At 62.8% G+C, this 25,071-nt stretch carries 21 protein-coding genes and 3 pseudogenes; 10 read left to right on the top strand and 14 right to left on the bottom strand.

The window, feature by feature from the left end; all coding sequences use genetic code 11:
* Position 1 precedes the first annotated feature (1 nt).
* From U1737_RS07500 to pcaF, 3 genes are read left to right on the top strand one after another with little or no spacing between them, the layout of a single operon-like run.
* On the top strand, positions 2-1,144 hold the full coding sequence (locus tag U1737_RS07500) for a lyase family protein (protein WP_332796228.1): 1,143 nt from the start codon (positions 2-4) through the stop codon (positions 1,142-1,144).
* A gap of 3 nt (positions 1,145-1,147) precedes the next feature.
* Positions 1,148-2,335: a bifunctional 3-oxoadipate enol-lactonase/4-carboxymuconolactone decarboxylase PcaDC gene (pcaDC, locus tag U1737_RS07495; RefSeq protein ID WP_332796227.1), complete on the top strand. Its 1,188-nt coding sequence runs from the start codon at positions 1,148-1,150 to the stop codon at positions 2,333-2,335.
* 4 nt (positions 2,336-2,339) lie between these two features.
* A complete protein-coding gene (pcaF, locus tag U1737_RS07490; RefSeq protein WP_332796226.1) occupies positions 2,340-3,545 on the top strand; it encodes a 3-oxoadipyl-CoA thiolase in 1,206 nt (401 codons plus the stop codon).
* 393 nt (positions 3,546-3,938) lie between these two features.
* Here the strand turns inward: pcaF and U1737_RS07485 are convergent, their stop codons facing one another.
* The 5 genes and pseudogenes from U1737_RS07485 to U1737_RS07465 all read right to left on the bottom strand — a co-directional run bounded on the left by U1737_RS07485 (position 3,939) and on the right by U1737_RS07465 (position 10,234).
* Positions 3,939-5,816: a GGDEF domain-containing protein gene (locus U1737_RS07485; protein WP_332796225.1), complete on the bottom strand. Its 1,878-nt coding sequence runs from the start codon at positions 5,814-5,816 to the stop codon at positions 3,939-3,941.
* Between the two features lie 141 nt (positions 5,817-5,957).
* Positions 5,958-6,179, bottom strand: a complete 222-nt coding sequence (locus U1737_RS07480) for a hypothetical protein (RefSeq protein WP_332796224.1) — start codon at positions 6,177-6,179, stop codon at positions 5,958-5,960.
* Between the two features lie 323 nt (positions 6,180-6,502).
* A complete protein-coding gene (gene tnpC / locus U1737_RS07475; RefSeq protein ID WP_332796223.1) occupies positions 6,503-7,855 on the bottom strand; it encodes an IS66 family transposase in 1,353 nt (450 codons plus the stop codon).
* Between the two features lie 65 nt (positions 7,856-7,920).
* A pseudogene (gene tnpC, locus U1737_RS07470) lies at positions 7,921-8,979 on the bottom strand (IS66 family transposase); the annotation flags it as partial.
* Positions 8,980-9,412: 433 nt separating this feature from the next.
* The gene (locus U1737_RS07465; RefSeq protein ID WP_332796400.1) at positions 9,413-10,234 is read right to left on the bottom strand and encodes a helix-turn-helix transcriptional regulator; all 822 of its coding nucleotides are present in this window, start codon (positions 10,232-10,234) and stop codon (positions 9,413-9,415) included.
* A gap of 95 nt (positions 10,235-10,329) precedes the next feature.
* Between U1737_RS07465 and U1737_RS07460 the strand changes: the two genes are divergently transcribed.
* The 3 genes from U1737_RS07460 to U1737_RS07450 all read left to right on the top strand — a co-directional run bounded on the left by U1737_RS07460 (position 10,330) and on the right by U1737_RS07450 (position 14,181).
* Positions 10,330-11,220 carry an SDR family oxidoreductase gene (locus U1737_RS07460; RefSeq protein ID WP_332796222.1) on the top strand — a complete coding sequence of 297 codons (891 nt, stop codon included), beginning with the start codon at positions 10,330-10,332 and terminating at the stop codon, positions 11,218-11,220.
* A 739-nt stretch (positions 11,221-11,959) separates the two neighbouring features.
* Positions 11,960-13,735: a PDZ domain-containing protein gene (locus U1737_RS07455; protein ID WP_332796221.1), complete on the top strand. Its 1,776-nt coding sequence runs from the start codon at positions 11,960-11,962 to the stop codon at positions 13,733-13,735.
* Positions 13,736-13,785: 50 nt separating this feature from the next.
* On the top strand, positions 13,786-14,181 hold the full coding sequence (locus U1737_RS07450) for a LysE family translocator (RefSeq protein ID WP_332796399.1): 396 nt from the start codon (positions 13,786-13,788) through the stop codon (positions 14,179-14,181).
* Between the two features lie 63 nt (positions 14,182-14,244).
* On the opposite strand, the gene U1737_RS07445 is transcribed toward U1737_RS07450, so the two are convergent.
* Complete coding sequence (locus U1737_RS07445) at positions 14,245-14,391, bottom strand: hypothetical protein (protein ID WP_332796220.1); 147 nt, start codon at positions 14,389-14,391, stop codon at positions 14,245-14,247.
* A 413-nt stretch (positions 14,392-14,804) separates the two neighbouring features.
* Here U1737_RS07445 and U1737_RS07440 point away from each other — a divergent pair, with 413 nt between their 5' ends.
* Positions 14,805-15,041, top strand: a complete 237-nt coding sequence (locus U1737_RS07440; protein ID WP_332796409.1) for a hypothetical protein — start codon at positions 14,805-14,807, stop codon at positions 15,039-15,041.
* On the opposite strand, the pseudogene U1737_RS07435 reads toward U1737_RS07440, so the two are convergent.
* Together U1737_RS07435 and U1737_RS07430 are read right to left on the bottom strand one after the other, a co-directional pair.
* Positions 14,972-15,292 (bottom strand): annotated as a pseudogene (locus U1737_RS07435) (IS481 family transposase); the annotation flags it as partial. The gene U1737_RS07440 and the pseudogene U1737_RS07435 sit on opposite strands and share 70 nt — an antisense overlap.
* A gap of 63 nt (positions 15,293-15,355) precedes the next feature.
* Positions 15,356-16,180: a hypothetical protein gene (locus U1737_RS07430; RefSeq protein ID WP_332796219.1), complete on the bottom strand. Its 825-nt coding sequence runs from the start codon at positions 16,178-16,180 to the stop codon at positions 15,356-15,358.
* Between the two features lie 325 nt (positions 16,181-16,505).
* Here U1737_RS07430 and U1737_RS07425 point away from each other — a divergent pair, with 325 nt between their 5' ends.
* The 3 genes and pseudogenes from U1737_RS07425 to U1737_RS07415 all read left to right on the top strand — a co-directional run bounded on the left by U1737_RS07425 (position 16,506) and on the right by U1737_RS07415 (position 20,498).
* Positions 16,506-18,629 carry a TonB-dependent siderophore receptor gene (locus U1737_RS07425; RefSeq protein ID WP_332796218.1) on the top strand — a complete coding sequence of 708 codons (2,124 nt, stop codon included), beginning with the start codon at positions 16,506-16,508 and terminating at the stop codon, positions 18,627-18,629.
* Positions 18,629-19,387 carry a hypothetical protein gene (locus U1737_RS07420; protein WP_332796217.1) on the top strand — a complete coding sequence of 253 codons (759 nt, stop codon included), beginning with the start codon at positions 18,629-18,631 and terminating at the stop codon, positions 19,385-19,387. Before U1737_RS07425 ends, U1737_RS07420 begins: the two co-directional genes overlap by 1 nt.
* Positions 19,384-20,498, top strand: a pseudogene (locus U1737_RS07415) (PepSY-associated TM helix domain-containing protein). The gene U1737_RS07420 and the pseudogene U1737_RS07415 overlap by 4 nt, the downstream one beginning before the upstream one ends.
* A gap of 406 nt (positions 20,499-20,904) precedes the next feature.
* On the opposite strand, the gene U1737_RS07410 reads toward U1737_RS07415, so the two are convergent.
* The 6 genes from U1737_RS07410 to U1737_RS07385 all read right to left on the bottom strand — a co-directional run bounded on the left by U1737_RS07410 (position 20,905) and on the right by U1737_RS07385 (position 25,025).
* Positions 20,905-21,246 (bottom strand): RcnB family protein, encoded by a 342-nt coding sequence (locus tag U1737_RS07410; RefSeq protein ID WP_332796216.1) that lies wholly within the window; start codon positions 21,244-21,246, stop codon positions 20,905-20,907.
* Positions 21,247-21,556: 310 nt separating this feature from the next.
* Complete coding sequence (locus U1737_RS07405; RefSeq protein ID WP_332796215.1) at positions 21,557-22,507, bottom strand: LysR family transcriptional regulator; 951 nt, start codon at positions 22,505-22,507, stop codon at positions 21,557-21,559.
* Positions 22,508-22,573: 66 nt separating this feature from the next.
* The gene (locus tag U1737_RS07400; protein WP_332796214.1) at positions 22,574-22,942 is read right to left on the bottom strand and encodes a hypothetical protein; all 369 of its coding nucleotides are present in this window, start codon (positions 22,940-22,942) and stop codon (positions 22,574-22,576) included.
* Between the two features lie 5 nt (positions 22,943-22,947).
* A complete protein-coding gene (locus U1737_RS07395; protein ID WP_332796213.1) occupies positions 22,948-23,832 on the bottom strand; it encodes a gallate dioxygenase in 885 nt (294 codons plus the stop codon).
* Between the two features lie 61 nt (positions 23,833-23,893).
* Entirely contained in the window at positions 23,894-24,289 is a 396-nt protein-coding gene (locus U1737_RS07390) for a nuclear transport factor 2 family protein (RefSeq protein ID WP_332796212.1), read from the bottom strand.
* Between the two features lie 10 nt (positions 24,290-24,299).
* Positions 24,300-25,025 carry an alpha/beta fold hydrolase gene (locus tag U1737_RS07385; protein ID WP_332796211.1) on the bottom strand — a complete coding sequence of 242 codons (726 nt, stop codon included), beginning with the start codon at positions 25,023-25,025 and terminating at the stop codon, positions 24,300-24,302.
* Positions 25,026-25,071 lie beyond the last annotated feature (46 nt).

Genomic DNA, 25,071 nt, shown 5'->3' with positions numbered 1-25,071 from the left:
AATGACTGATTTGCTCCGTACTCGCACGGCAACGACGCCGGCGATGCTGGCCGTCTTCGACGACGACGCCACCATTGCCCATGCGCTTGCATTCGAAGGCGCCTTGGCACGCGCCCAGGCGACGGAGGGGATAATCTCGGAGGAGCTCGCCTCCGCGATCGTCGATGCATGCATAACGATCGCGATCGATCCCGCTGCGTTGGCCGAAGAGTCGGCGCTGGCAGGCACGCTGGCCATACCCCTGGTTGCTCGCCTGCGTGCGTCATTGAGCGGGGATGTCCGAGCAGCGGTCCACAAGGGCGCGACCAGCCAGGACGTCGCGGACACCGTATTGATGATGCAGACGCGGGCGGCAGCCAAGCTGGTACTTACGGACCTCGACCGAATCGTCCATGCCCTTAGTCGTGTGGCCTTGCGTCATGCCGAAACACCTGCGGTTGGGCGCACGTTGTTGCAGGATGCGTTGCCCGTCGCGTTCGGTCTTCGGATCGCGCACTGGATGGTCGGCGTCGCCGATGCCGTCCAGCGACTACGGCGCGATGTCGAGGACCATGCGCTGATCCAGCTTGGAGGCGCCGCAGGAGCGCGGGCGGGGCTCGACGGCGCAGGCCTGGCGATCGCCTCGCATATGGCAAATGAGCTCGGTCTTGCCGTGAGTGAGCCATGGCACGCGCGCCGGGTCGGCATCGCCGCCGTCGGCACCAGTTTGGCCGTCGCCATCGGCGCGATCGGCAAGATGGCGCGCGACGTGGCGCTACTGTCGCAAAACACGGTTGCCGAAGCGCGTGAGCCGGCGATTGCGGGCCGCGGTGGATCATCGGCCATGGCTCATAAGCGCAACCCGACCGGTTGTCAGATCGCGCTCTCGGCTGCGCTGCGCGCGCCGGGGCTCGCAGCGACCCTCCTTGCTGGCCTTCCGCAGGAGGAAGAACGCGGTCTGGGTGGTTGGCAGGCGGAAGGTCCCGTATTGGCTGATCTGTTCCTGCTTGCGGCCGGTGCGGCAGACGCGATGGCGACTGTCGCCGAGGGGCTCGAGATCGACGAAGTGGCAATTGCGCGCAATTTGGCAAACGCCGGTATCGGCACGGACATCGGCGAAAGCGCGACCATCGTCCGTGCGCTCGCCGCCGGACGCGAAGGATAACACATGCCATTTGCAACCCGCGAGGACGTGCGTCTCTACTGGAAGCTCGACGGCGCACTCGACCTGCCCGTGCTGGTCCTGCTCAATTCCATCGGCACGGACATGGCCTTGTGGGAGACTAGCATCCCGCACCTGCTGCCCGCCTTTCGCCTGTTGCGGATAGACACGCGCGGGCACGGTGCGTCGGATGCGCCGGATGACGACTATAGCCTGACAATGCTGGCCGATGATGTCGTCGCCGTCATGGACGCGGCTGGGGTGCAGACCGCAGCCGTCGCCGGCGTATCGCTCGGCGGGATGATCGCAATGGAGCTGGCGCTGACTCACCCGACGCGGGTCATGGCGCTGGCGCTCGTCTGCACCTCGGCAACGATGGATGCGGGCGCGTGGCGCGACCGGATCGAGGTGGTACGCGCAAGGGGTACGGCGGCCATCGCCAACATGGCCATGGGCCGGTTCCTCTCGCCGCGTTTCATGGCGACGCATGGTGGCGCGGCAGAAAGTGTACGTCGCGGGCTGATCGCGATGGCCGATGCTGGCTATGCAGGTTGCGGCGCTGCGATCCGCGACATGGTGCTGGTCGAGCGTTTGCCGGCGATTACCGTACCCACGTTGATCGTCGCGGGCGATCGCGACACCTCGACGCCGTTTGCAGGGCACGGTGAACATATCGCGGCGGCCGTGCCCGGGGCGCTTGTCGTGCATCTCGACGCCGCACATCTTGCGCCGATCGAGGCGCCCGCGGCGCTGGCTGCCACGCTTCGCGACTTTCTGGCGCCGACCGATACCCAAGACGCCGCGGATACGCTGTTCGAAGCGGGGCTGCTCAACCGGCGCCGTGTGCTCGGCGATGCGTGGGTCGATGCGTCGCTCGCCAAGCGGACCGACTTCACCGCCGATTTCCAGGCGATGATCACGCGGATCGCCTGGAACGAGATCTGGGGGCGGCCGGGGCTCGACGACCGCAGCCGTCGGTTCATCGTGCTCGCCATCACCGTGGCACTCGGCCGTTGGGAGGAGTTCGCGCTCCACGTCCGCACCGGGCTGATGCGCGACGGCTTCACGCGCGAGGAACTCAAGGAAGTGCTGATGCAGTCCGCCGTCTACGCAGGCGTGCCTGCCGCCAACACCGCCTTTGCAGAAGCGGGCAAAATCATTGCCGAGCTCGACCCCGGCAGCGACAAGGATTGAACTCATGACCGACGCTTTCCTCTGCGATGCGATCCGCACGCCCATCGGCCGGTTGAACGGTTCGCTCGCCAGCATCCGCGCCGACGACCTCGCCGCCATCCCAATCAAGGCGCTGATGGATCGCAATCCCGGTGTAGACTGGGGCGCTGTGGACGACACGATCCTCGGCTGTGCGAACCAGGCGGGCGAGGACAATCGCAACGTCGCGCGTATGGCCGTGCTGCTTGCAGGATTGCCCGACACGGTATCGGGTTCGACGATCAACCGCCTGTGTGGTTCGGGCCTTGACGCGATCGGCACGGCAGCGCGGGCGATCCGCAGCGGCGATGCGGAGTTCATGATTGCGGGCGGTGTCGAGAGCATGACGCGTGCGCCTTATGTCATGGGCAAGGCGCATAGCCCCTTCGATCGGGCGCAGAAGCTGGAGGACACGACCCTCGGCTGGCGGTTCGTCAACCCGGCTATGCGGCATGCTTATGGCGTGGATTCAATGCCGGAAACGGGCGAGAACGTCGCCGATCAATGGTATGTCAGCCGCGAGGACCAAGATCGCTTCGGGCTTGCCAGCCAGGAAAAGGCTGCCGCCGCGCAGGCGAGCGGACGGTTCGCCGCCGAGATCGTGCCTGTCACGATTCCGCAGAAGACGGGAGATCCGATCGTCTTCTTCGCCGACGAACATCTACGGGCAACCAGCCTTGAGGCGCTCGCTAGGCTGAAGCCGGTCGTGCGGGCGGACGGCACCGTAACAGCCGGCAACGCGTCCGGCCTCAACGACGGCGCTGCCGCGACGCTCATCGCGTCGGAAGCCGCAGCGGCGCGGTACGGACTTACCCCGCGTGCGCGGATCGTGGCGATGGCAGCGGCGGGCATTGCGCCTCGCATCATGGGGGCGGGACCGATCGAAGCCGCGCACAAATTGATGAAATCGGGTGGCATCACGCTCGACCAACTCGACGTGATCGAACTGAACGAGGCGTTTGCCAGCCAGGCGATCGCAACGCTGCGCGATCTCGGCATCGATCCGTCCGACGACCCGCGCGTCAACCGCAACGGCGGTGCAATCGCGCTCGGCCACCCGCTTGGCATGTCGGGCGCGCGGATCACGATGAGCGCGGTCGAGGAACTTCATCGTACAGGCGGCCGCTTTGCGATGGCGTTCATGTGCATCGGCGTGGGGCAGGGGATTGGGTTGTTACTTGAACGGGTTTGAGATCCCAAACCGAGGGCCGTGTCAATGACGGTATACCTCAGCGGGCATATGGTTTGGTGCGAAAACCTGTTCAAGCGGAGTCTATAACATCGAAACTGGACACCTCAATATGAAGTCGAGAGCCTGCATGAACAGATCAGGTAGACGCGTATGGCTCAGCCGCCCGCATCGGCCACGTTGGCTCTGTCTTGAAACGGCGCTCGCGTGCGATCTTGGCGAGCAGTGTAAGGCTGTATCCGGTCGCGTCCATGATATCGCGCCAGCTGCGGCCATCGCACAGATAAGGTGGAGATAGCTGCGTCGCGGGTCTTGTACTCGGGCCGCCTTTTAAAGGCCTGCCGCATCGGGATTGGCAGGGCCTTCAGCCTGCCGACGGCGCCGATCCGCATAGTCCTACTTACCGGCTAGTTCGACGCGATTACGACCGGTCTCTTTTGCCCTGTATAGAGCTTCATCTGCACGTCGGACGATTGCCTGCAGGCTCTCGGTGCCTTGGAAGGATGCCACGCCGGCGCTGAAGCTGACAGAAACACGGCCAACTGCTGTGGTGATCCCAGATGCCAATGCTGACTGGAGCCTTTCAAGTGCATCAACAGCTTTGACCCGGGTGGTATTAGGGGAAATAACGATGAACTCCTCGCCACCCCAACGTGCGATCACGTCATCCTGGCGCAGGACACCACGCGCCAAGCTCGCAAAGGCGATAAGGACCTCATCGCCAACACTGTGCCCGTAGGTGTCATTGATGAATTTGAAGTGGTCCAGGTCGATGATGGCGACCGTAAGTGACCGTCCCGTCCTGGCATGATCTCCAACGTAAGACCCCTCGTGCTCATTGATGAAGCGCCGATTGCGCAGGCCCGTCAAGGGATCGGTGTTTGAGATCTGCACCAGCTTGCGGCGATGATAGATCCCCATGCCTAGGATGACGAGCAGCAACACGGCACCGATCGACGCCGACAGCGACAGCATGGTGTAACGCTTCGCCTGCTCGCGTTCTCTTTCCTTTGAGAAGGCCAGGCTTCGCTGCAACTCCAGGTTCCGGGCCGCTGCACGGTCTGCGTCCAGGCTTGCCCGCAGGACAGCATTTTGTCTCATCTGTTCGGACGCTCTCTGCCGGTCAGTAGCGCGGACGTAAACATCAAGGTCGCTGTAGGCGGCACCGGTCCTGCCAAGCTTCCGGTTGACGTCGGATCGCAATCGATAGGCCTTTGGCGCAGACGCGAAGGACGAAAGAACGTCGTCGCTCGCGAGCAGCCGATTGAGAATGGCAAGTGCAAGCGCCGGCTCGTCGCGCGCGGCGATCTGAGCCAGAAGCAGCTGTGCCTGTCCTGCTCCGAGCTGGCCACGGCTGCTGAAGTTCTTCTCGGCCTGCTGGCACAGCAACTTGGCGCGATCGAAGACATTCATTGCAATGAGGGTCGCGCAGGTCTGGAGATCGAGGAAGGCTGCGCCGACCGGGTCAACATCGCTTGGCGCAAGCGCACGCGCCTGTTCAAAGTCGACGAGCGCTTCGTGGTACGCTTCCCGGCCAAGATTGAACGTTCCGCGAAAATAGTAATCGTTCGAAAGCGCCATCTTTCGCCCTCGTGCCTGGTCCCGGGCAATGACTTCCTCAACCAGCGAGATCGCCTGACGGTGGTCGCCAGCCCAGTCCATCACGCGGGCCAGCTTCTCGGTCGCCAATATGTGCTGCTGTTCCATGTCGGGATCCGAGGTCATGCGATACGCTTGTGTAAGATGAACCACGGCGCGTTCCGGCGCGCCCTGCATGCGCTGCATCTCGCCAAGTGCAATCTGCAGGCACGCGTCAGCTGCCGATCCCCGCGCCTGACGCTGCCTTGCCGTCTCTACCGCCCGCCTGGCTGCTGCAATCTCGTCGGCGCTAAAGCCGTTCATGGCGTAACGGGCAAGGAGTTCGACCTGAAGCGGGGAAGTTGGCTTCATATCCCGCATGAGCATACGCTCGGCGATGCGGCGCGCATCTGCAGGACGGGACAGCACATCATAGGCTTCAGCGCGCGCAGCCTGACGCCAGCCGAAACGCAACGCGTCCATTGTCCCGCGGTGATCGCGCTCGGTCGCTGCCAGAACCGCAGCTGGGTCGCGGCCTGCTAATTCAGTGAACCGCCGAAGCTCCTGCGTTGGCGCAGCCATGCACCCCGCGTTAGCGACGTTCACCTGGACAAGCACAGCGATCAGCGAGACGACAACGCGAGCAACGCCACGGTGAAATCTGGCACTGAGAATGAACTGTCCAATCGCGCGCATCCGGCTCCCTTGAGCTACCGGTGCCCTGTTAACGCCCAGCGACTAAGCTAACGTGAACGTGGAATGGGCTGCTGCTCTATCGCCTGGATCATCGGCGATGGTAAAGCCGACATTCGCCGCGTGCATCACGCCCTTGCCTGCTCAGCACACGGGCACGCCGCGTAACGTCATCTCATCCACAATGATCTTGGCAACGCCTGGGCCGACGATCGTGTTCACCTTGCCAAGCGCGGTCTCGATCACGTCGCCTGGAAAGATGATCTCGACGACGTGCGAGTTGGCGACCGGCAGACCATCGGCATTGATGACCATCGGTAGCGGCACAAGTTGAACACGGTAGGCGTGTATGGGGGTGGGGGTCATGAGGCCTTTCCGAGGCAGTCAGGCCATCTATGTGTAACCCACGTGAGGCTTCAATAAGCGAGCCTCGCTGAAAACCCGTTGTGGCGAAATTGTCTTTCCTGACGGACCAAGGAACGCATCGCGATCAGGCGATTTGATAACCATGAAGACGTTAACGGAGTGAGTACCCATGTTTGATGGCATCCCGACTAAACTCGCTTTGACAAGTGAATTTGCTGCTTTGGCGAACACTGTTGTGCGGCCCAGCCGTCAGGAGCGACGCCGCGAAGCGTCAAGGATTAAGCGAGAGTAATTGCTCACGGGGGTGGCGCGCGGTGACCTGATCAGGCGACGGCGAACTTGCCATCGACAAGGTCGCGCACGGCCGCGAGCGCAGATTTGCCGCTCAGGCGGGCGGTCCCGGTGACGGAGCGGTATCCGGCGTGGATCTGGGCGCCCCAGTCCGAGCGGAAGCCATTGGTCACCTTGCGGAACACGACCGAAGGGCGGATCTCGCGCTCGGAAATGTTGTTGGTGGCGGGCACGTCACGATTGGTAAGGAAGACGAAGAACTTCGTGCGCCAGGCCTTGATCTGCTTGAGCAGAGCCCTGCCGGCAGGGTGCGCGACAGGCGCATGCATCAGCCGGGACAGTTTGAGATCGGCTTTTGCAGCGTAGCTCACCAAAGTACTGTCCTTGAGATTGTGTCGTCGCCTCCCGACCCCGATCGCCCATCGCAGATGGTCGCGGATCTTTGGCGCGAAGATCGTGTCGCCGCTGTCGATGGCATACTGAACGTCGCGCAAAACATGGGCGAGGCAGACTTGATGCGCCCCGGCCAAATCCTGTTGGCCGGCATAGCGGTCGGACACCCAGACGTCGGGCCGGTGATCTCCGAGCATTTCTGCGGCGACACGGCGTGCCCGGCTGGGGGCGACCTTGTGCAGCACTGCCTGGTCCGAGATGAACACCCACTGCCACTGGGTCACGCCGTTGGTCCGCGTCGTCGTTTCGTCCGAGGCGATGATCCGCGCGCTGCGCAGCTTCTCACCGATCGCGCTTGTCGCGGTGGCCATGTCCTGACCCATGCGCCTGAAGATGTTGGCGATAGCGCCTTCGGAGATGGTCAGGCCGAACATCTCGGCCGCAAGCCGCGACAGGCGCTCGAACCCGACATGATGGCTGTGGTGCAGGTAGGCCAACAGCGAGCGAATGCCGGGCCCGAACGGCGTACCCGGCTGCATCCCTGCCAGAGCCTCGGCGCGGTAGCGTCGGCCACAGCCCCCGCAGCGACCACCGAACAGCTCCACCCGCGTTACGACCGGCCGGATTGGTGGCAGGTCGATATGATCGTAGCGATGCCGGCAGCGCTGCGAAGCGCTCGACACATCCGTCCCGCAATGACCGCAGGCATCTGCAATCCGGCGCTCGGTCTTGTCCGGCGTCTCCGTCAGCGGTCGGGTCTTGCCTTCCGAAGCAGGGCGCGGCCCACCCGATAGTTTGCGCCGCTTCCTGTCACGACCAATCCCGTCTTTCGACGGTGGGATATGCGAATTGACCGACGTCTTGCGAGGCTTGCCTACGAGTGCTTCGAGCTCTGCGATCCGAGCCACCAGCCGCTCGATCATATCCCGCTGCTGCGCCAGCAGCGCATCCTTGTCAGCGTCACTCAGACCAAAGCGCGAAGGAAACGGCATCTGCAGGGTGAATCAGATACCCACGCCCGCCGCAACCTTTTCCGCCACCCCCGTGAGCAATTACCCCTGGCGCGGGCGAACCTGTTTCGGAGCTTCATCGTCAGTTCGCACGACGTAGGCGTCGTGATGATGTCGTTGATGGTTCGTTCGAGCGGGCGTCGTCTTGTGGCAACCGTTGATGGCGCCAGACGGCTGATGCCTTGCGCCAGTCCGAACGCCTTGTTCGGCCATAGTTTGAGCCGCATCGGCAGGAAGTCCTCGCTGTTCTAGAGCGCATAAGCGACATCACGCGCGAGATGGGCGAGGCAGGCTTGGTGCGCATCGGCATGACCCTGCTGGGCAGCATAGCGGTCGGAGCACCAGACGTCGGGGCGATGCCCGTCTATCATGGTGCGCACTACGATCGCGTCGCGGGTCGGGGCGGCGGTGTGCACGACGGCCTGGTCGCACCGGAACACCCAGTGGTACGCGTTGCTGCCTTCGATGCGCACCCCGGTCTCGTCCGAGCTGACCACACCTGCCTGACGCAGCTTCGATATGGCGTCATCGCGGCCACCTGCAAAATGCGCCTGCGCACGGCGGAGCATGTTCATCAGACCGCCCTGGCTGATCGTCAGACCGAACAGATCAGCAAACGCTCCCTGAAGCCGTTCGTAGGACAACGCCTGGAAGTTCTTCAGATAGGTCGCGATCGCATGGATCCGCGCGCCGAACGGCGTCCCCTTCGCCGCGTCCGGGAGCGCGGCGGTCACGCGCATCCCGCACGATGGGCAGCGAACCGCCAGACGCCTATGGCGCTCCACGACCGGCGTGATTGGCGGCAGTTCGACCGTGTCGTGCTCGCTGACCGTCTCGGCGGCTAGATCGGCCGGCAGCGCCGCGCAACAGCCGGTGCAGGTGTCTGGACGATGATCGATCGCGCGATCGAATGCCTCGCTCAGTATCCGGCTATGTCCCTCATGCCCTGGCTTTCCACCGCCGGGCCGCGATGCATCGCGGCGCTCCTTGCGGTCGGTCGATGGCGGCTTCGACGATGTCCGCGACGTCTTCGCAGGGCGCTGCAGGCGCAGCACCAGTTCGATCAACTCCTCGCGGCTCAGGCGCTCGAGATCGGGACGTCCCATGACCCCTTTGAATCAGTGATTTCGCTCAGCCGCAAGGGGGTGGGTAATTACACGATCGGTGACCCGCTAGTTTTCAACCAGCTTTCGTCCGTTAGAATCTGCCAATGGTGAAGCGTACATGCCGCCCAGCGATACGGCACAATACGGAATCAAAGGCATACTGGAGCCTGTATTCGGTCGAGGGCAACTGCTGGCTACGAGCGTGTCCCACCGCGTGGTGTAGCTTCAGCGGCGTAGCCGCTTTGATCTCCGGGCAGGGCCGGGTCGATCACGCCGCCATAGACGCATGGTACAAGATGGCGCTGGTTTTCTAACAGGTTTTCTGATCGTTTTGGGGTGCCCGGACCGGGATCGCCCGACCACGAGAAAACCGCTCGTTTTCCTTGCGATGCCGACACAGGCATAACCGGCAGGAGGCACCGACGTTTCTTGACTACCCCGCAAGCATCGAGCGGATGCGATCGGCCACGTCGGGTTCTACCGGGTTGTAGACGATCATGCCTAGGTCTGGGCGACCATCGACCGCGAAGCCGGAGTATTCCAATTCGATTGCACCAAGGACGGGGTGGCGCAGCCGCTTGGCGCCTTCGCCGTGGAAGCGCACGTCGTTGTCTGCCCATAGCACTGCGAACTCGGGGCTGGTCGTGCACAGCTCGGTGACGAGCTGGCCAACCTCCGACACGGCACCGGCGCGCGCAGCGTCGGCCCGGAATGCGCCGACCACAAAACGGGCGGTGCTTTCCCAATCCTCCTGCGCCCGACGCACCCGGTCATTACCGAAGACAAGCCGCAGAATGTTACGCTCCTTCAGCGGTAGCGCCCCGTAATCGGTCAGGACGAACGCCGCTGCCTGGTTCCACGCCACCACGTCCCAGGTCGCGGTCTTGATGATGGCGGGGCTGGCGAGCATCCCGTCGAGCAGGCGTTGTAGGCGAGGCGTCACACTGTCCGTTGCCTTGTAGCGGACCTCCGGCGGACGGCCGAGCGCGAGCATGAACAGATGCTCCCGTTCGGCCTCGGTCAACATAAGGCTGCCTGCGATGCGGTTCAGCACGTCGGGTGACGGCGCGCCGCCCCGACCCTGCTCAAGCCAGGTGTACCAGGTCGGACTGATGTTAGCGCGTTGTGCGACCTCCTCCCGGCGCAGTCCCGGCGTGCGACGTCGCTGAATGGAAAAGCCGAACGCTCCAGGATCGAGCCGGGTGCGGCGATCCCGGAGATACAGGCCAAGAGGATTGTCAGGGAGAACCGCCATCATCATCCTGTTGTTGATTATAATAGGAAAATGTCACTACTTTTCCTGGAAATCGAATGCGCTGATCAGGCATCAATCTTCAATGGAGAATTTTGATGCGCGTGTTTTTAACCGGTGCGACCGGCTTCATCGGCTCTCACATCGTTCCTGAGTTGCTGGCAGCTGGCCACCATGTGCTGGGCCTGACTCGTTCAGACGCCGGCGCCGAGGCACTGGTGGAGGCTGGGGCTGAGCCGCATCGTGGCGATCTCGACGACCTCGACAGCCTGACGCGAGGCGCTGCTTCTTGCGATGGCGTGATCCATACGGCTTTTGACCATGACTTCGCGAACTTCGTCGCCAACTGCCAGAAGGATGCTCGCGTGATTGAGGCGCTGGGCGCCGGCTTGGAGGGCACCACCAAGCCGCTCATCATCACGTCCAGCACCGCCATGGGATCGGCCAAGCCCGGTGAACCGGCGTCGGAAGACATTTTCGCGGTCCATAGCCTCAATCCGCGGGTCGCGTCCGAGCTGGCTGGAGAGGCCGTCGCCGAGCGCGGCATCCACGTCATCGCGATCCGCAATTCGCAAATCCACGACACGCGCAAACAGGGCCTTATCAGCGACGTGATTAAGCTTGCCTGGAAGAAAGGTGTCTCGGCCTATGTCGGCGAAGGCACCAACAATTGGTCGGCAGCGCACGTCTCCGACACTGCTCGCCTGTACCGGCTTGCGCTGGAGCGCAACGAAGCCAGCGCACGCTATCACGGGACTGCCGAGGGGGCGATCAGCTTCCGCGAAATCGCCGAGACAATCGGCAAGACCTTTGGCGTGCCCGTGCAGTCCGTCAGCGCGGACGACGCCAGCGCGCATTTCGGTTGGCTCGCAGCATTCGCATCCAAGGACATGTCGGCGTCCAACACGCTGACGCGCGAGCGGCTGAGCTGGCACCCCACCGGGCCGACGCTGTACGCCGACGTCCGCGCGATGAAGGCCGAGGCCTGAAACCGAGTTGTCGAGCTCGGGTAATCATTGGGCGTTACCTGCCGACGGTACCGGCGTCGGTACCGCGAGAAGAGCTAGTGCTTTTCCCAGGGGGCCAGCCACCCCGAGTGTTTTCGGAGGTTGGCTCATTGACTCTGGCACCGCGGCAGGGCGAGCTGTTTCTCCATCGTTGGCACCAGCGTGCGCTTCCCGGAAGCAGCGTACAAGCAGACCAGGAGCGCAAAAAAAGGTTCGTTCCTGTTTCCAACTTGGCAAGGGGATCGCAACCGAAAACAGCCATCCCACTTTTGGCCAAAACAGGGCTTTTTTCCACTCCCTTGGCACCTGATCGAAGGTCTGCTTACGCAGCGGGCTCCCCGAAATCGGCCCGCGAGTTTTCGCACAGTCTGCGTTCGTTTGCGGGAAACGGGCGAGCCCTCCAATGAACGTGGCCCTACAGTCGAACGACGACCTTGCCGGTCTGCTGGTTGCTTTCTAGAAAGCGGTAGGCCTCGTCGAACAGAAACACCCGCGCGATCGCGCTTTTTTCCCTCCTGAAACACCGTTAAGCGTGAGCTGATATCGGCTTACGCCGCCATGCCCCCAAAACCTGAATTCTCATTTCATAGGACCGATGGGATTGCAGTACATATTTCATCGCACCGCTCTTGGGTTGACAAAGCGCTCGTTAGGCCTCGGGTCGGCGCTATTCCTGCCACTGCTTACCGGAGCGGCCCCTGCGGAAATGGACCTTCCCGATGTGACCAAAACGCTTGTTGAGGCGGGATTGTCGTCGCAGGGCGGCCAGGGGGCAGGGGCAGTTGAGATACGTTACGATTATGAGGGACAAGGCCTGAAAGGCCTCGCGGTTGACCGCTTCGACCTTTCCAGCGGTATTTTCGTCCATAGTCTGGCGGCCGGACTTGTTCGAGAAGTAGAGGGCTTCGATGGGCGGTTGGCCTGGAACAGCGACGTTTCTGGCGCCGTGGTATCGCAGCCGAGCGGCCTAGCGTTTCGACTGGCGGTCAACGCGGCCTACCGCCGCGCCGGCATGTGGTACCGCCCCGATCGCGGCGGTGCGCGTGTGACGCCGCTCGCCCGGCGTATCGAGAACGGCGCAACTTACGACGTGCTACAGGTTCTGCCCAAGGGCGGTGATCGCTTCGAGGCATGGTTCGACCGCAGTACGCACCAGCTCTACCGCATCGTCGAGGCCATGCCTTACCGCACCGCCATGACGACGACCTACGGCGACTATCGCCGCGTTTCCGGCGTGATTATTCCCGGTAAGATGACGATGGATGACGGATCGGGCGCAGAATATGCGCAGGTTTATACCTTGCGATCAGGCAGAACCGTCAAGCGTCGTGGCGCGGCAGCATACGCTGCACCTCGGACAAGCTATGTGGATGCAGGCTTCCCGCCCCATCAAGGTTCGACCACCTTTCCCATTCGCATGGTGCGCAACTGCATTTACGGAGATGTCAGCGTGAATGGCCGCGGGCCTTTCACCTTCCTCTTCGATGGCGGGGGTGCGGACATCGTTGACCCCACCCTGATGGAACAGCTGAAATTACCGATCGTAGGCAGTGTGCCGGGGCATGGTCCGGGCGCCGGCGTGGTCAAGACGGGCTATGGAAGCGGGATCAATTTGGGGATCGGCGGACTGTCCTTGCGTCGACAAACTGTCCACGTGCTTGACGTCACCGAACCTTCGCTTGAGGTCGTGAGGCCCGTGGGTGTTATCGGGAATGAGGTGTCTCGACGCTTCGTCACCAGGATCGACTACGGTGCCGAGATCATGTCTCTCATCGCACCTGAAAGGTTCGACCCGAGATCGGCAGGGACGCCGGTACCATTCGAGTTCTACGGGCATATCCCTTTGGTACGGGGTACCTTCGAGGGCCACCCCGCACGCTTCGCGATCGACACCGGGTCCTGTCAGGAACTGACACTCATGAAACGCTTCGTCGATGCGAAGGGCTTGATCGAGAGTCATCCAGTCCGGGTCAATACGACCGGTGGCGGCAGTGGCGTCGGCGGCGCGATCGCACTGTCCGTCGTCGACGGCCGCGCTATGACGCTGGGGAAGATCGAGGTGAAACACGTGGTTACCGAGCTGTCTCGATCCGTCAAGGGAGGGTTCGGAGTCGCCGACTTCGAAGGCAACGTGGGTTCAAGGCTGCTCAAGCGGTTCGTCGTCACGTTCGACTATGCGCGGCGCGTTATGTACCTCAAGCCTGCCGTGGGTCGGATTTCAGATATAGGCACTTACGATCGTTCCGGGATGACGATCCGGCGAGCACCCGAGGGCTTCGTGGTAGCGGGCCTGGTGCCCGGGGGGCCTGCAACGATGGCGGGCATCCAGGTCGGTGAATACGTCACCGCCGTCGACGGTGCGGCTGCTTCCGCAATACCGACTCTCGAGCTGCGCGAGCGCCTGCGGAATTCCCCAACCGAATCTAAAGTTACCTTCTCTCTTAAAAACGCTTCGGGAACGCGTAATGTGACGATCGTCCTCAAGGATTTGATTTAGGGGACAACGTCGCGTGTCGCAGGGACTTACTTGGTCAACTTAGCTAGCCGCTGGCCTACACCGTCCTGAAATGGGCGGGCGCGGCCTATCTGCTCTGGCTTGGGGTCAACCTGCTGCTGCGACCCCGCAACGGGATTATGGACGACACTGTCAGCCCGCCAATCCCCGTCCGTCGTGGCGAAGCGATGCGGAGAGGCTTTCTCACGAACCTGCTCAATCCGAAGATCGGCGTGTTCTACGCAACCTTCCTGCCGCAGTTCGTGCCTGCCGTCTCCAACGTCGCGGCGTTCTCCTTCGCCCTTGCCTTCATACACGTCACGATCGGAACAGCGTGGTTCACCATGCTGATCGCAGCGACCGCCCCTTTTAATGGGCAACTGTGTCGGCCAGCGGTGGTCCGGGCGCTGGACAGGATGACCGGCGGGATTTCATCCTGTTCGGCGTGAAGCTCGCCCTCTCGTCCCGGTAGCGGGGCAGTGCTTCATGCCTGCACCTGCCATAGGCTGCGGCTAGATCATGTAGCCGCCCGCAACCTCGATCGTCTGCGCGTTGAGGAAGTCACGTTCGCGGCGATCATGCTGCTGGTTATCCGCCCGCTCGCAGGCTGGATCAGCCTGATCGGCGTCAAGCGGCCGAAGCTGGGAGCTGGCGATCATCTCGTTTTTCGGGATCCGCGGCCTGGGCTCAGTGTACTACCTCAGCTACGGCTTCAACCACGGCGATTTCCAATCCGAGTACAGCCTGTGGGTACGCTCGGGCTCATCATTGCAGCGTCGATTCTAATGCACGGCGTGCTCGTGACACCAGCGTTGAACTTGCTTCACAAACACTATCAGGCGTTGGGGATTGTCGGCGACAATAAGTCATAAAGACGGGCTCTCGGATCGCGCCAAGCACATCAAGGGGCTCCGGCGTGGATCGGTGGCGCCGAATCGCTGCCTGTCGGGTAGTCGCCTAGCACGTCGCTCCACAGCACCCAGCAGCTGAATGGTAGGAGGGCGACTACGGCGCGTTGAAGGGCCACTCTGAGGCCTCGCCAGGGGTGTATGGCGCAGTTAGGTGACACGCCATGAACGCTACTGCCAACGAACCCGAGATCGTCGTCGGATCGTGCGAACAACTCCTGCATCTGCTTGCCGAACCCGCCGAGGTCGAACACACGCTGATGTGCAGCTACCTTTATGCCGCGTTCAGCCTCAAGCGGTGCAGGAAGCGTGGTGTCTCGGAGGAGCAAAGCGAAAGCGTCAGATGCGGGATCGTCGTCTGTAGCGCGTACAAACAGTCGTCCAGTGGCAGCAGCGTGTGACGCTGGAACGCCACTACCACGGCCTCCTCCTCGATCGTCAGCGTCGTGGACCGAGGCTCCTTGGGCCCGGTCCGCAGATCGGCCGTGGAGGACCGCTTACGCCACTTGGCGACAGTCTTCTGGTTGACGCCCTTGGCGCCTCGCCAACGCCCTCAGGCTCTCTTGACTATGCTGTATCGCTAGCCCGCCCCGGACTTGATCCGGGGAACGACCTCTGTCGTCGTGGCGCTTCCGTGTAAAACTTGGCCCATAGCGCTTCCTTCCACTCGCTCGTGGTTGTTGTACCATCAACCACTGGGACCAGACACCTTCCGCTACAGCTGGGCACGGTCATCGGTTGCTAGCGGCACGCCGCTACCCATCCCGCCCCCGCCGCCCCCGCCGCCCCCGCCGCCACCGCCACCGCCGTTTCCACGCTCGCTTCCCGCGCCTTCCGCCTTGCCCCGGCCGCCCGACGCCGAGGGTCGTACCGGTCCCTGCGGCGGGATGACGATGCTGGCGGGGATCGGATCGAGATCGAGCGCTTCGCGAATGAAATCCCTGAGTGACACGACGAGTTCGTGCGTGCGGACCGGACGACCACTGACAAGTTCGCCGGCCGCGGTGCTCGCGAGACGCACCTGCTCATCGGTGCCCAGCAGGACGATGTCGGACAATGCGGCTTCGACCGCATCCCGAATACGACGCGCCCGATCGGAGCCTGCAACGGCGGCCTGTGACAGATCAAGCGCCTCCGAAGGCTGATTGGCCTGACGCACGTCCCGGAGATGCCGTGGATCGACAGCGAGATCGCCGGTAAACGAGCCGCCAAGCGCCTTGTAGGCGGCGATCAGGGTGCGAAGCCGCTCATTGATCTGCCGGTTCGCACGCTCGCGACGTTGCTGGATCGTCACTTGCGCGACCAGCCGGATACCCACTCCGACCAGCGCCACCAACGCCAGGCTTGCCAGCGTCGCCAGCAGGCTCTGCCATGATGTAAAATCCAACCCTCGCAAAAATTGCCTCCTGTCAGCTGCCACCGGAAGGTTTGCTCGTAACCAGATCGTCCATGCAAGAGTTGAACAGCAGAACGTTGTAGTCGAGGGCATGCCGTGAAGGTCAGCAAGCGGGCTTTCGGCTGCGAAGCTGCCGTTCGACAAGCGCCCGTTCAATGTCCGTGAGTGACTTGCATCCCGCAAGCCGACAGCTGTCTTCATTCCCCCAGCGTGAACGAAGACCCCGCCGGCAGATTGAGGCACCTTGCCGCTTTTCCGACAGACGGCCGATGGTGGTCCAAACGGAGATCCAATTAGCTATTGCAACTCGTTATCAGTACCGGTACCCGGTGTGGCATCAGCAGGCAGACAGTTCAGCTCACGGGGAGGGGGCGGCCGACAGCGGGTACGGTCCGGATCACTTGGCATCGACCAACGTGACCGTTGACAAAATCTCGCCTATCAAAGGGGCATGTAGTTTGTGAATCCGTTGCATTCGTTTCGAGGCCGCGCGCCGGCGCTCGCTGTCACTGTAGCCCTTCTTGCATCCCCGGCTGCGGCTCTCGCGAAGGCGGACGACAAGGAGCCGCAGAACGTCACCGCGTCCGAGATCGTCGTGCTCGGCACACGCGGCAAGGATTACAGGATCGACGAACTGACGACCGCAACACGCACGGGCACGGACCTGATGGACGTGCCGCAATCGATCCAGTTCGTTCCACGCGACGTGATCGACGACCAGCAGATCATCGACCTGACCAGCGCGCTGCGCAACGTCAGCGGTATCCAGGCCGGAACGACCGCGGGCAATCGCTCCGAAAGTTTCACGATCCGGGGGTTCCGGTCGTCCTATTACGCGATCGACAGCATCATGCTGAGCCCTGCGGTGGAAACGAACGACAGCTTCCGCGATCTCGCCAATGTGGAGCGGATCGAGGTGCTGAAGGGACCGGCTTCGGTACTGTACGGACGCGGCGATCCGGGCGGCCTCATCAATATCGTCACCAAGCAGCCGCGGTTCACGCCCGGCATGAACTTTTCGATACAGGGCGGCAGCGACAATTTCGTTCGTGGACAGGCGGATGTCACCGGTCCGATCGACCGGGGACAGACGCTTGCCGTGCGCGTGATCGGTGCTGTGCAATATGGCGACGGCTTTCGCGACAGCTTCGTGCCCTTCAAGCGACAGTTCGGTTCGGCCTCGTTCCTTTGGCAGCCGAGTGCTCGCACCCGGCTGATCGCCAGCGCAACCTATGCCCACCAGAACAACCAGACGGACCGGGGGATAGTGGCGACACCGGATGGCGCGGAAGGCTACCGGATTGACCTGCCGCGCAAGCGGTTCCTGGGGGAGGCGTTCGCGGTGACGGATTCGCATCGCGCCGAATTCAACTACCGGTTCGAGCACCAGCTGGCCGATTGGCTGACCGTCCGCCAGATCGGACATTACGATCGGGGCCAGCTCGATCTTTTCGGGATCAACAACGGCAATACCGTGACCACCAACGCTGTTACGAGCGCCCGGACGATCACCCGCACCGCGGTCGAGCAGCACGAGCAGAACCATAGTTCGGACTTCCAGGCCGATATAGTCGCCACGGTTTCGACCGGGCCGATCGGCCATACCGTCGTCTTCGGCCTCGAACGGGTGCAGTCCTACCGGTTCCGCACCTTTGCGCAGGCGACGCTGGCGGCGATCGACATCGATGATCCGGTCTATGGTGCCCGTCCGGGCACCTTCGTGCCCCGCGCCGACCGAACCGTTCGTGCGCGCGCGAACTCCGCCTATCTACAGGACCAGATCGCGATCGGCGACCGGTTCGACCTGTTGGCCGGTATCCGTTTCGATCATGCCCGCCAGTCCGACCTTGGCACCACGCAATATGCGTCAGACGACAAAGCCTGGTCGCCGCGTGTCGGCATCGTCTGGAAGCCCGTCCCGACACTGTCGCTGTTCGCGGACTATACCCGATCGTTCCAATCCAAGCCCGAGCCGACGTTGACCGGCGAGCCGGTTCCTCCCGAGTCCGGCGAGCAGTATGAGGCGGGCCTCAAGGCCAACGCGTTTGGGAAGCGCCTGTCGGCGACGCTCGCGTTCTATCGGCTGACGCGGAACAACGTGACGCAGCAGGATCCCAACAACGTTGGCTTTAACATCAATGCCGGGCGGCAGCGGTCGCGCGGCGTGGAACTTGACGTTGCCGGATCGTTCACGTCCAGCCTGAAGGTGATCGCCAATGGGACCTACACCGATGCCAAGGTCATCGAGTCCACCGATTACGCGACCGGCAACAGCCTGATCGGCGTGCCGAAATGGAGCGGCAGCCTGTGGCTGACCTTCGAGCCGGACCACGGCACCCTGCAGGGGTTCGGCATCGGCAGCGGCATCTACGCCGCCAGCGATCGACAGGGCGATCTGGAGAATTCCTTTTCGCTCGGCGGCTATACGCGCCTGGACGCCAGCGCTTGGTACAGCATGAGCCGAACGATCCGCCTGACGCTGAACGTCAAGAACCTGAACGACGATCATTATATCGAGTCGACGGTATCGCGCGCGCAGGTCACGCCCGCTGCCGGGCGCACGTTCCTTGCCGGCCTGAGCGGGAGTTTCTGATGCTGCGCACGTTCCTTGCCGCTTTTGCCATGATGCTGAGCGCCGGCACCCCCGTCGCCGCGGCACCCGAGGGCGCCGCCAAGCGGGTGCTGTTCCTCATGCGCGCCGATCCGCCTGGGGGCTCGGCCGACCCCGGCGTCATCGCCCACCTTAACGGTCTGGGCTACATCGTCACGACGAGCGACGGATTGGCGAACGCGCCCGACCCCTGCGGATTCGATCTCGTCGTAATGTCCTCCACGGTGCAATCGAACCGTTACACCGCCGATCGCGTGGCCATTTCGCAATGGCGCGATATGGGCGTGCCGCTGCTGACATGGGAAAACGATCTTCTTGACGACCTGCGGTTTACCGGCATGCGTCTTGATGCCGATTTCGGCGAGGTGGAGACGGGGCATTACGCCTGGATCGTCCGCGCGCCCCATCCGCTGGCCGGTGGCATTCCGGCCGGCATGACGACCTGGACGGAGGCGCGTCAGCCTGCCGGATGGGGCAAGCCCGGTCTTGGCGCCGATATCGTCATGGTCCGGCCAGGCGAGCCGGACAAGGCGATGCTGTTTGGGTACGAACGAGGCGCGACGATGGATTATGACTACACCGCGCCGGCGCGACGCGTTTTCATCGGGCTGGAGAACAACACGTTCGGCCACATGACCGACAATGGCCGGCGCCTGTTCGATGCCTCATTGCACTGGGCCGCCGCGGGCACGCGCAGCTGCGGTCCCGGGCGCACGGCGACCGGGCGCAAGGCGCCGTGAGGGCCACGCCGCTACGCGCCGTGGAGCTGTTGCATCGGTGGGCGAGCGGCCTGATCGGGGTGGTCCTGACGGTCGTCGGGCTTACTGGCGCACTTTTGAGTCATCGCCGCCTCTGGATAATGCTCCCGCACGTCGGCGACGCGCAGGACCAGGCGACCGCGCGGGTCGCACAGACGACCGCTCGCCTGATGAGCGATTCAGCTGCGAGACCCAGCGTCATCACCTATGCCGCCCGCGACTTCGGCCTCCATCGGCTGGCGTTCAAGGAGGATGCCGGCGCCTACACCGACCAGGCCGGTCATATTGTCGCGCGCTGGTCCGCAGAGTGGCAGCGGCCCGAGCTGTGGCTGCTCGACCTGCATCGCCACCTGCTGGCCGGCGATAGCGGCGAGACGGTGGCGGGGTTCGCCGCGCTGGTCGGGATCGGGTTGGTCGTGACGGGAACGATCCTATGGTGGCGTACCGCCGGACGTTTGCATTCAGGTTGTGGCCCAGGCGCATGAGCCGTCCAGCAATCGTGCGCCACCACCGCGACTTAGGCATCATCGTCATGCCGCTGCTGCTGCTGTCGTTCATCACCGGCACCCTGCTCATCTTTCGTCCGCTGACGGCGGTTGCCTTCGGCCCCGGAGCGCCGGAGCAGGTCGCACGGATGCTGGCGGGACCGAAGGTGGCCAAGCGGCCGGTAGCGGACAGTCTTGATTGGGCGGGCATGATCTCGACAGCGCGCTCACGCTTCCCCCGCGCCGAGATACGCAGTCTTTCGCTTCCCCGCGGGCGCAACGCGACGATCGTCCTGCGCATGAAGCAGCGGGCCGAATGGGTGCCGGGCGGCCGAACAGGGATCTGGTTTGCGCCCGACACCGGGCGCATCGTCGCGGCACGCGATACGCTCGGGCTTCCTGGTCAGGCTCGGGCGTACAACATGCTGTTTCCGCTTCATGCGGCGGAAGTGGGCGGCGTGCTCTACCGGCTGGTCATGACGATCTCCAGACTCTCTCTCGCGATGCTCGGGGGGCTGGCAACCTGGACCTTCTGGTTCCAGGGCGGCCACAAGGCTATGCGGGCATCAAACCGGAAAGGGCGTCACCACAGGCAGGCAGCACGTTGAGGCCCCCACGGGCATCTCAAAGAGTCGCTCACTTTGCCCGCAAAGGCAGCTCTCTTCCACTGCCGCGCTTGCAGCACCCCGGCATCCTCCTCAAAGTGTTCGCTATGCCCCAACAAAGCGGAGTAGCTTTGAAGGGGCTGTAGCGTACGGCCCTTCCAGTCTAGCGCGCCACCGAATTTCGGAACTGAACGTCTAAAGATATACCTGGGCCACATGAGACAACGAATGATGCGAGTAGCAAGACGGCGGCAAAGCAGAATGCCAGTGTGTCTCGGTCGACTTCCGGCTGTCGCGAATGTTGCCGCTTAGCGGCAACCCGATATCGCGCTTCGGGAATGAGCCGCCGTGCCGCGGCGCAAACGTTCGTCAACGGTGCTTTGCTTTATCTTACAGAGTTCCTCGGCCGTTATCCGACCGCATTTGCAAAGATAGCGGCGATGATCCCAGTAGAGATGCCCACCAACACGGCATCGTTGCCCGACTGGACATAGCGGTAGCCGCGCGGCGGAGCCTTTAAGCCGCGATATTTACGGTAGTCGATCTGGCGATAGTTGCGCGCCTTACCGCTGTCGAAACGCTCACCCTTGCGCCAATCGCTGCGATACTGCGTGCGTTGGGGTGCCTGTTTGGCAACCACCTTCTGCTGAACCGTCGTATGTCGCTGAGCCGGTTGATGCTGCTGCGAGGCGGCGATCGCGCTGCCTGGGACCAGCGAAGCTGCAACTGCCATCAAGATAAACTTCTTCATGGAATTTCTCCTAGCTCGAGTTCTGACGCCTGCCGCCGTGGATGACCTATTTAGGTCCAGGATGTCGCAGACTTGTCCCCGAAGGGCGTGGAATGGTCGCGATTTGTAACCGTTTGCGACGTTGAAATAGGCCGCCTGAATGGGAGGGACCAGTTCTTGGCGACCCAGGCACGCCGGTCGGTAGTGACCAGGCCTTTTCATTGTTGCATTCGAACATCTGACCAATTCCACTGGCTCGTCCGAACGGGGAGGACGTCAGACGAAGCCTTTAAACGTTGATGGAATGACCCTCTTGTTCTAGGAAAGGGCGTCAATCCGGCCCAGCAAGATCAACAATCCCGTCCTGCGCCAAGCGCTCTAGCTCGCGCCGGATCTCGGACAGCAGCAAGGTGCCAGCTTCGCCTAAGATGTCTCTATAGATCACGCCAGCGATACGCCTGCCGGGCGGCAGTGCAATCGGCACGATCCGAAGCAGCCCACGGGACAAGTCGCCGGCGACAAGTATCCGGGGCATGGCGGACACGAAGGTTCCTGCCAGTAACAGTTCGCGCATAAAACCGACTGAGGTTGACCGGATCGACCCATCCGCCTGCAAGCCAATGGACGACAGGGTGGCGCGAACGTCCTGTTCGACACGCGTGCTGACCGCGGGTGATACGATCTTGAACCGTTGCAAGTCCTCGTTCGTCGGCGCTTCCAGCTCGAACAGCGGGTGATCGCAGCGTGCGACGAGCGAGATCGGCTCGCTGTACAGCACGCGCCGGATCAGCCCGTCCGGCGTGGGCGGCTCGTACAAACGTCCGACAATGATATCGACGTCGCCGGACAAAAGCGATGGTATCAGTTGGTCGGTCAGGCCCTCGATCACTTCGATGCTCAGTTGGCCTGCCTCGCTGCTGGCATGCGCCAGGACGGCGGGCAGCAGACCGTGTGCTGCAACTGGCAGCGCCCCAACGCGGATCGATCGCTTCCGATCGAGGAACAGCTCTCCGAGATCCACTTCCATCTGGCGCATGGTGCCGAGCAGCCGCTGCGCGCCCTGCGCCAGCAACCGGCCCATCGCGTTTGCACGTACACCGCGCGCATGACGCTCGAAGATCGTCCCCCCCACGATGTCCTCGACCTCCTGCAAAGTGCGGCTGAGGGCCGGCTGGCTGACGCGCAGCGCCTTCGACGCACGTAACAGGCTCTTGTGCTGGTCCAGCGCTTCGATCACGCGCAGGTGCCGGATCTTTAGTCGTTGTTCGAGATGGCGTGTCATACCCGACTGTAACGCCGCCACTCGCGAAGGGAACCACCGCGCCGCTATGGCGGCGCGGCGGCGACGTCAGCGCGCGTGCGGTACCGCGCGCGTTTCCATGAACGCCTCCAACGTCTCCCCGCGCATGATGGCATAGACCTCGAGGTTGGTCCGCTTCACCACCCGTGCCCATTTTTCGAGCACGAAGAAGTTGACGCCATATTGCACGATCCCCAGCCAGTCTCGGGCACGGACCAACGTCTTTTCGGCTTCCGACAAGCCCGCCGCAGTCAGCGCCGCTTCCTCGTCGTCGAGGAACGCCTGCCGGAATTCGGGCCGGATCATGTTCCAGAAGAAGCGGTTGAACAGCAACGTGCGATTGCAGGTGCGCAGGTCGAACACGTAGGTGCCCGTCAAATCCTCGATGCCGACCGTTTGCGGGTTTTGCGTGAACATCGCTGTTAGCCTTCTGTCTGCGCGAGCATGTCGGTCGGAGCCTGTTGTGCCGCCTCTGCTTCCTCGTAGGCGACCACCGTCATCGCGGTCGTCGTCATCAGGTAATAGTTCCGGTGAACTTCGACCAGATGGGCAGGCAGGGCACCGCGCATCGCCAACCACATGATCTGTTCGACGCTCTCGGCCCCGCCGAGCCGGACATAGTCCGCATGCCGGAGGTCAAGCAGATCCTCGGGCGTGTCCCGCAGCAGTTCGAGGAACTTCATGTCCCATTTGGTGTCGTTATACCCCGCACGCTCGCCGTGGATCTGATGCGACAAGCCGCCGGTGCCGACGATGACGACGCTCAGGTCTTCCGGATAGCTCTCGACCGCGCGGCGTACCGCCTGTCCCAGTCGATAGCATCGTTGTCCGGTGGGCAGCGGATATTGCAGGACGTTGATCGCGATGGGCACGACGATGCCCGGCCAATCGGGGTCATGCGGCCAGAGGAGGGGTAGGGGGGATGCGATGCCGTGATCAATCGGGCGGTCTTGGAAGAACGCCATGTCGAACTCGTCGTTTACGAGCGCTTCACCGATATGGGCCTGGAAATCGACGTTGCCGCGAATGTCCGGCAGGTTGCGCAACCCCGCGCCCTCGTCCGCGATCGGAAAACGCTCGCCGATGCCCAGCGCGAAGGTGGGGTAGAGGTCGAAGAACATCGTGCTGGCGTGATCGTTGTAGAAGAAAAGGAGTACATCCGGCTTCTTCTCCGCGAGCCATTTTGCGACCGGCTTGTAGCCGTCGAACAGCGGTGCCCAGACAGGGTCCGTCTGCCGGCCCTTGTCGTAAGCGACCCCGATGGTCGGAACGTGCGACGTACCGATGCCGCCGATAATTCTTGCCATAATGGTATCCTCATTCTGGTATGCCAGTCTTGCGATGGCGGATCCGTCTTTCGTTGAAGTCTTAGGTCGTATGGCCGGTGAAGGCTAATGACCCGGTGCGGCTTGCGAGCCGCCAAGTGCCCGCCATATCCTGCGATAGCGTGTCGACAAATTCGCCAACGAGCGTCGTTTTGCCCTGCTCGCCGGTATAGAGAACGACGTAGCTCACAGCCCGGGCAGCGGTTGGCGACTCTACGTCGACGACCGTATTGGCGATCACGTGCCGAGTTTCGCGTTTAGGGCGATCACGGAAGAAGGCTCGGATCGCATCTTGGCCACGTACCGGATTGTCCGGATCGGTCGGGCGGGCAAAGCTCCCGTCCTCCGTGAACATCGCGGCGATCGCATCGTGGTCGTGCGCATCGTTCAGTAAGGCGAAGCGACGAATCAGCCGCTCGCAGGCATGCTCGATCGACATCCGGGCGGCATCATTCATGCGTCATCTCCATTGCTACGGGCATCTCCATCCATGCCGCGAGTGCGCGCGATACCTGCTCCGGTGCTTCCAGCGGCGCCATGTGTCCGCTGCCTGCAAAAACGACATATTGCGCATGGGCAATGGCGTTGGTGATCTCCCGGTGCTGTTCCGGCGGGCTCCATGCGTCCAACTCGCCGACGCCGACCAGAACCGGGCAACGGATCCCGGGCAGGATCGCGCGGGGATCCGGCCGACGCAGTAATGCCTCGATCTGGCCGCGGTGAATCGCCGGCGTCATGCGTTCGACCATCGCGAACAAGTCGTCCTGCAGTGACGGATCGGCATCGAACGCGCCTTTCGCGACCATTGGGGGCAGCCAGGCCAGTGCCACGGCCCGCATCCCTTCACGAGCGCCGAGTTCGACCAGCGCGTGGCGCCGTTCCACCTCGCTCCCGCGCATCGGGTGGATGCCGGTGTCGAGCAGAGCAAGCCGGGCAATTCGGGTCGGGTCGAGCCGGACCATCTCCATCGCGACCCGTGCGCCCATCGAATGGCCCGCTACCGATATCATAGGCGGCATTGCCTGCAGAACCGATGCCGCCATGTCGGTAATCGACGAATAACCGGTGAGGTCGGCTATCCGCACGTCATAGGTCGCACCCAAAGCCTCGACCTGATGCTTCCAGATGACCGAGTCACATAGAAGACCAGGCAACAATACCAGTGTTTCCGTCACATCGCTCTCCCATCCTATGCAGGTTATGTAAGCGGCGCGGCAGGGC

The organism is Sphingomonas fucosidasi, from assembly GCF_036663855.1.
Lineage (GTDB): Bacteria > Pseudomonadota > Alphaproteobacteria > Sphingomonadales > Sphingomonadaceae > Sphingomonas > Sphingomonas faeni_B.
Note: the sequence above shows the minus strand (reverse complement) of the source record. Positions and strands in the feature narration are given on the sequence as shown.

What these genes read in the sequence shown, in the direction of transcription:
- U1737_RS07500 (WP_332796228.1), top strand. Translation starts at nt 2, where the DNA reads ATGACTGATTTGCTCCGTACTCGCACGGCAACGACGCCGGCGATGCTG.
- pcaDC (WP_332796227.1), top strand. Translation starts at nt 1,148, where the DNA reads ATGCCATTTGCAACCCGCGAGGACGTGCGTCTCTACTGGAAGCTCGAC.
- pcaF (WP_332796226.1), top strand. Translation starts at nt 2,340, where the DNA reads ATGACCGACGCTTTCCTCTGCGATGCGATCCGCACGCCCATCGGCCGG.
- U1737_RS07485 (WP_332796225.1), bottom strand. Translation starts at nt 5,816, where the DNA reads ATGCGCGCGATTGGACAGTTCATTCTCAGTGCCAGATTTCACCGTGGC.
- U1737_RS07480 (WP_332796224.1), bottom strand. Translation starts at nt 6,179, where the DNA reads ATGACCCCCACCCCCATACACGCCTACCGTGTTCAACTTGTGCCGCTA.
- tnpC (WP_332796223.1), bottom strand. Translation starts at nt 7,855, where the DNA reads ATGCCGTTTCCTTCGCGCTTTGGTCTGAGTGACGCTGACAAGGATGCG.
- U1737_RS07465 (WP_332796400.1), bottom strand. Translation starts at nt 10,234, where the DNA reads ATGGCGGTTCTCCCTGACAATCCTCTTGGCCTGTATCTCCGGGATCGC.
- U1737_RS07460 (WP_332796222.1), top strand. Translation starts at nt 10,330, where the DNA reads ATGCGCGTGTTTTTAACCGGTGCGACCGGCTTCATCGGCTCTCACATC.
- U1737_RS07445 (WP_332796220.1), bottom strand. Translation starts at nt 14,391, where the DNA reads ATGATCGCCAGCTCCCAGCTTCGGCCGCTTGACGCCGATCAGGCTGAT.
- U1737_RS07440 (WP_332796409.1), top strand. Translation starts at nt 14,805, where the DNA reads ATGAACGCTACTGCCAACGAACCCGAGATCGTCGTCGGATCGTGCGAA.
- U1737_RS07420 (WP_332796217.1), top strand. Translation starts at nt 18,629, where the DNA reads ATGCTGCGCACGTTCCTTGCCGCTTTTGCCATGATGCTGAGCGCCGGC.
- U1737_RS07410 (WP_332796216.1), bottom strand. Translation starts at nt 21,246, where the DNA reads ATGAAGAAGTTTATCTTGATGGCAGTTGCAGCTTCGCTGGTCCCAGGC.
- U1737_RS07405 (WP_332796215.1), bottom strand. Translation starts at nt 22,507, where the DNA reads ATGACACGCCATCTCGAACAACGACTAAAGATCCGGCACCTGCGCGTG.
- U1737_RS07400 (WP_332796214.1), bottom strand. Translation starts at nt 22,942, where the DNA reads ATGTTCACGCAAAACCCGCAAACGGTCGGCATCGAGGATTTGACGGGC.
- U1737_RS07395 (WP_332796213.1), bottom strand. Translation starts at nt 23,832, where the DNA reads ATGGCAAGAATTATCGGCGGCATCGGTACGTCGCACGTTCCGACCATC.
- U1737_RS07390 (WP_332796212.1), bottom strand. Translation starts at nt 24,289, where the DNA reads ATGTCGATCGAGCATGCCTGCGAGCGGCTGATTCGTCGCTTCGCCTTA.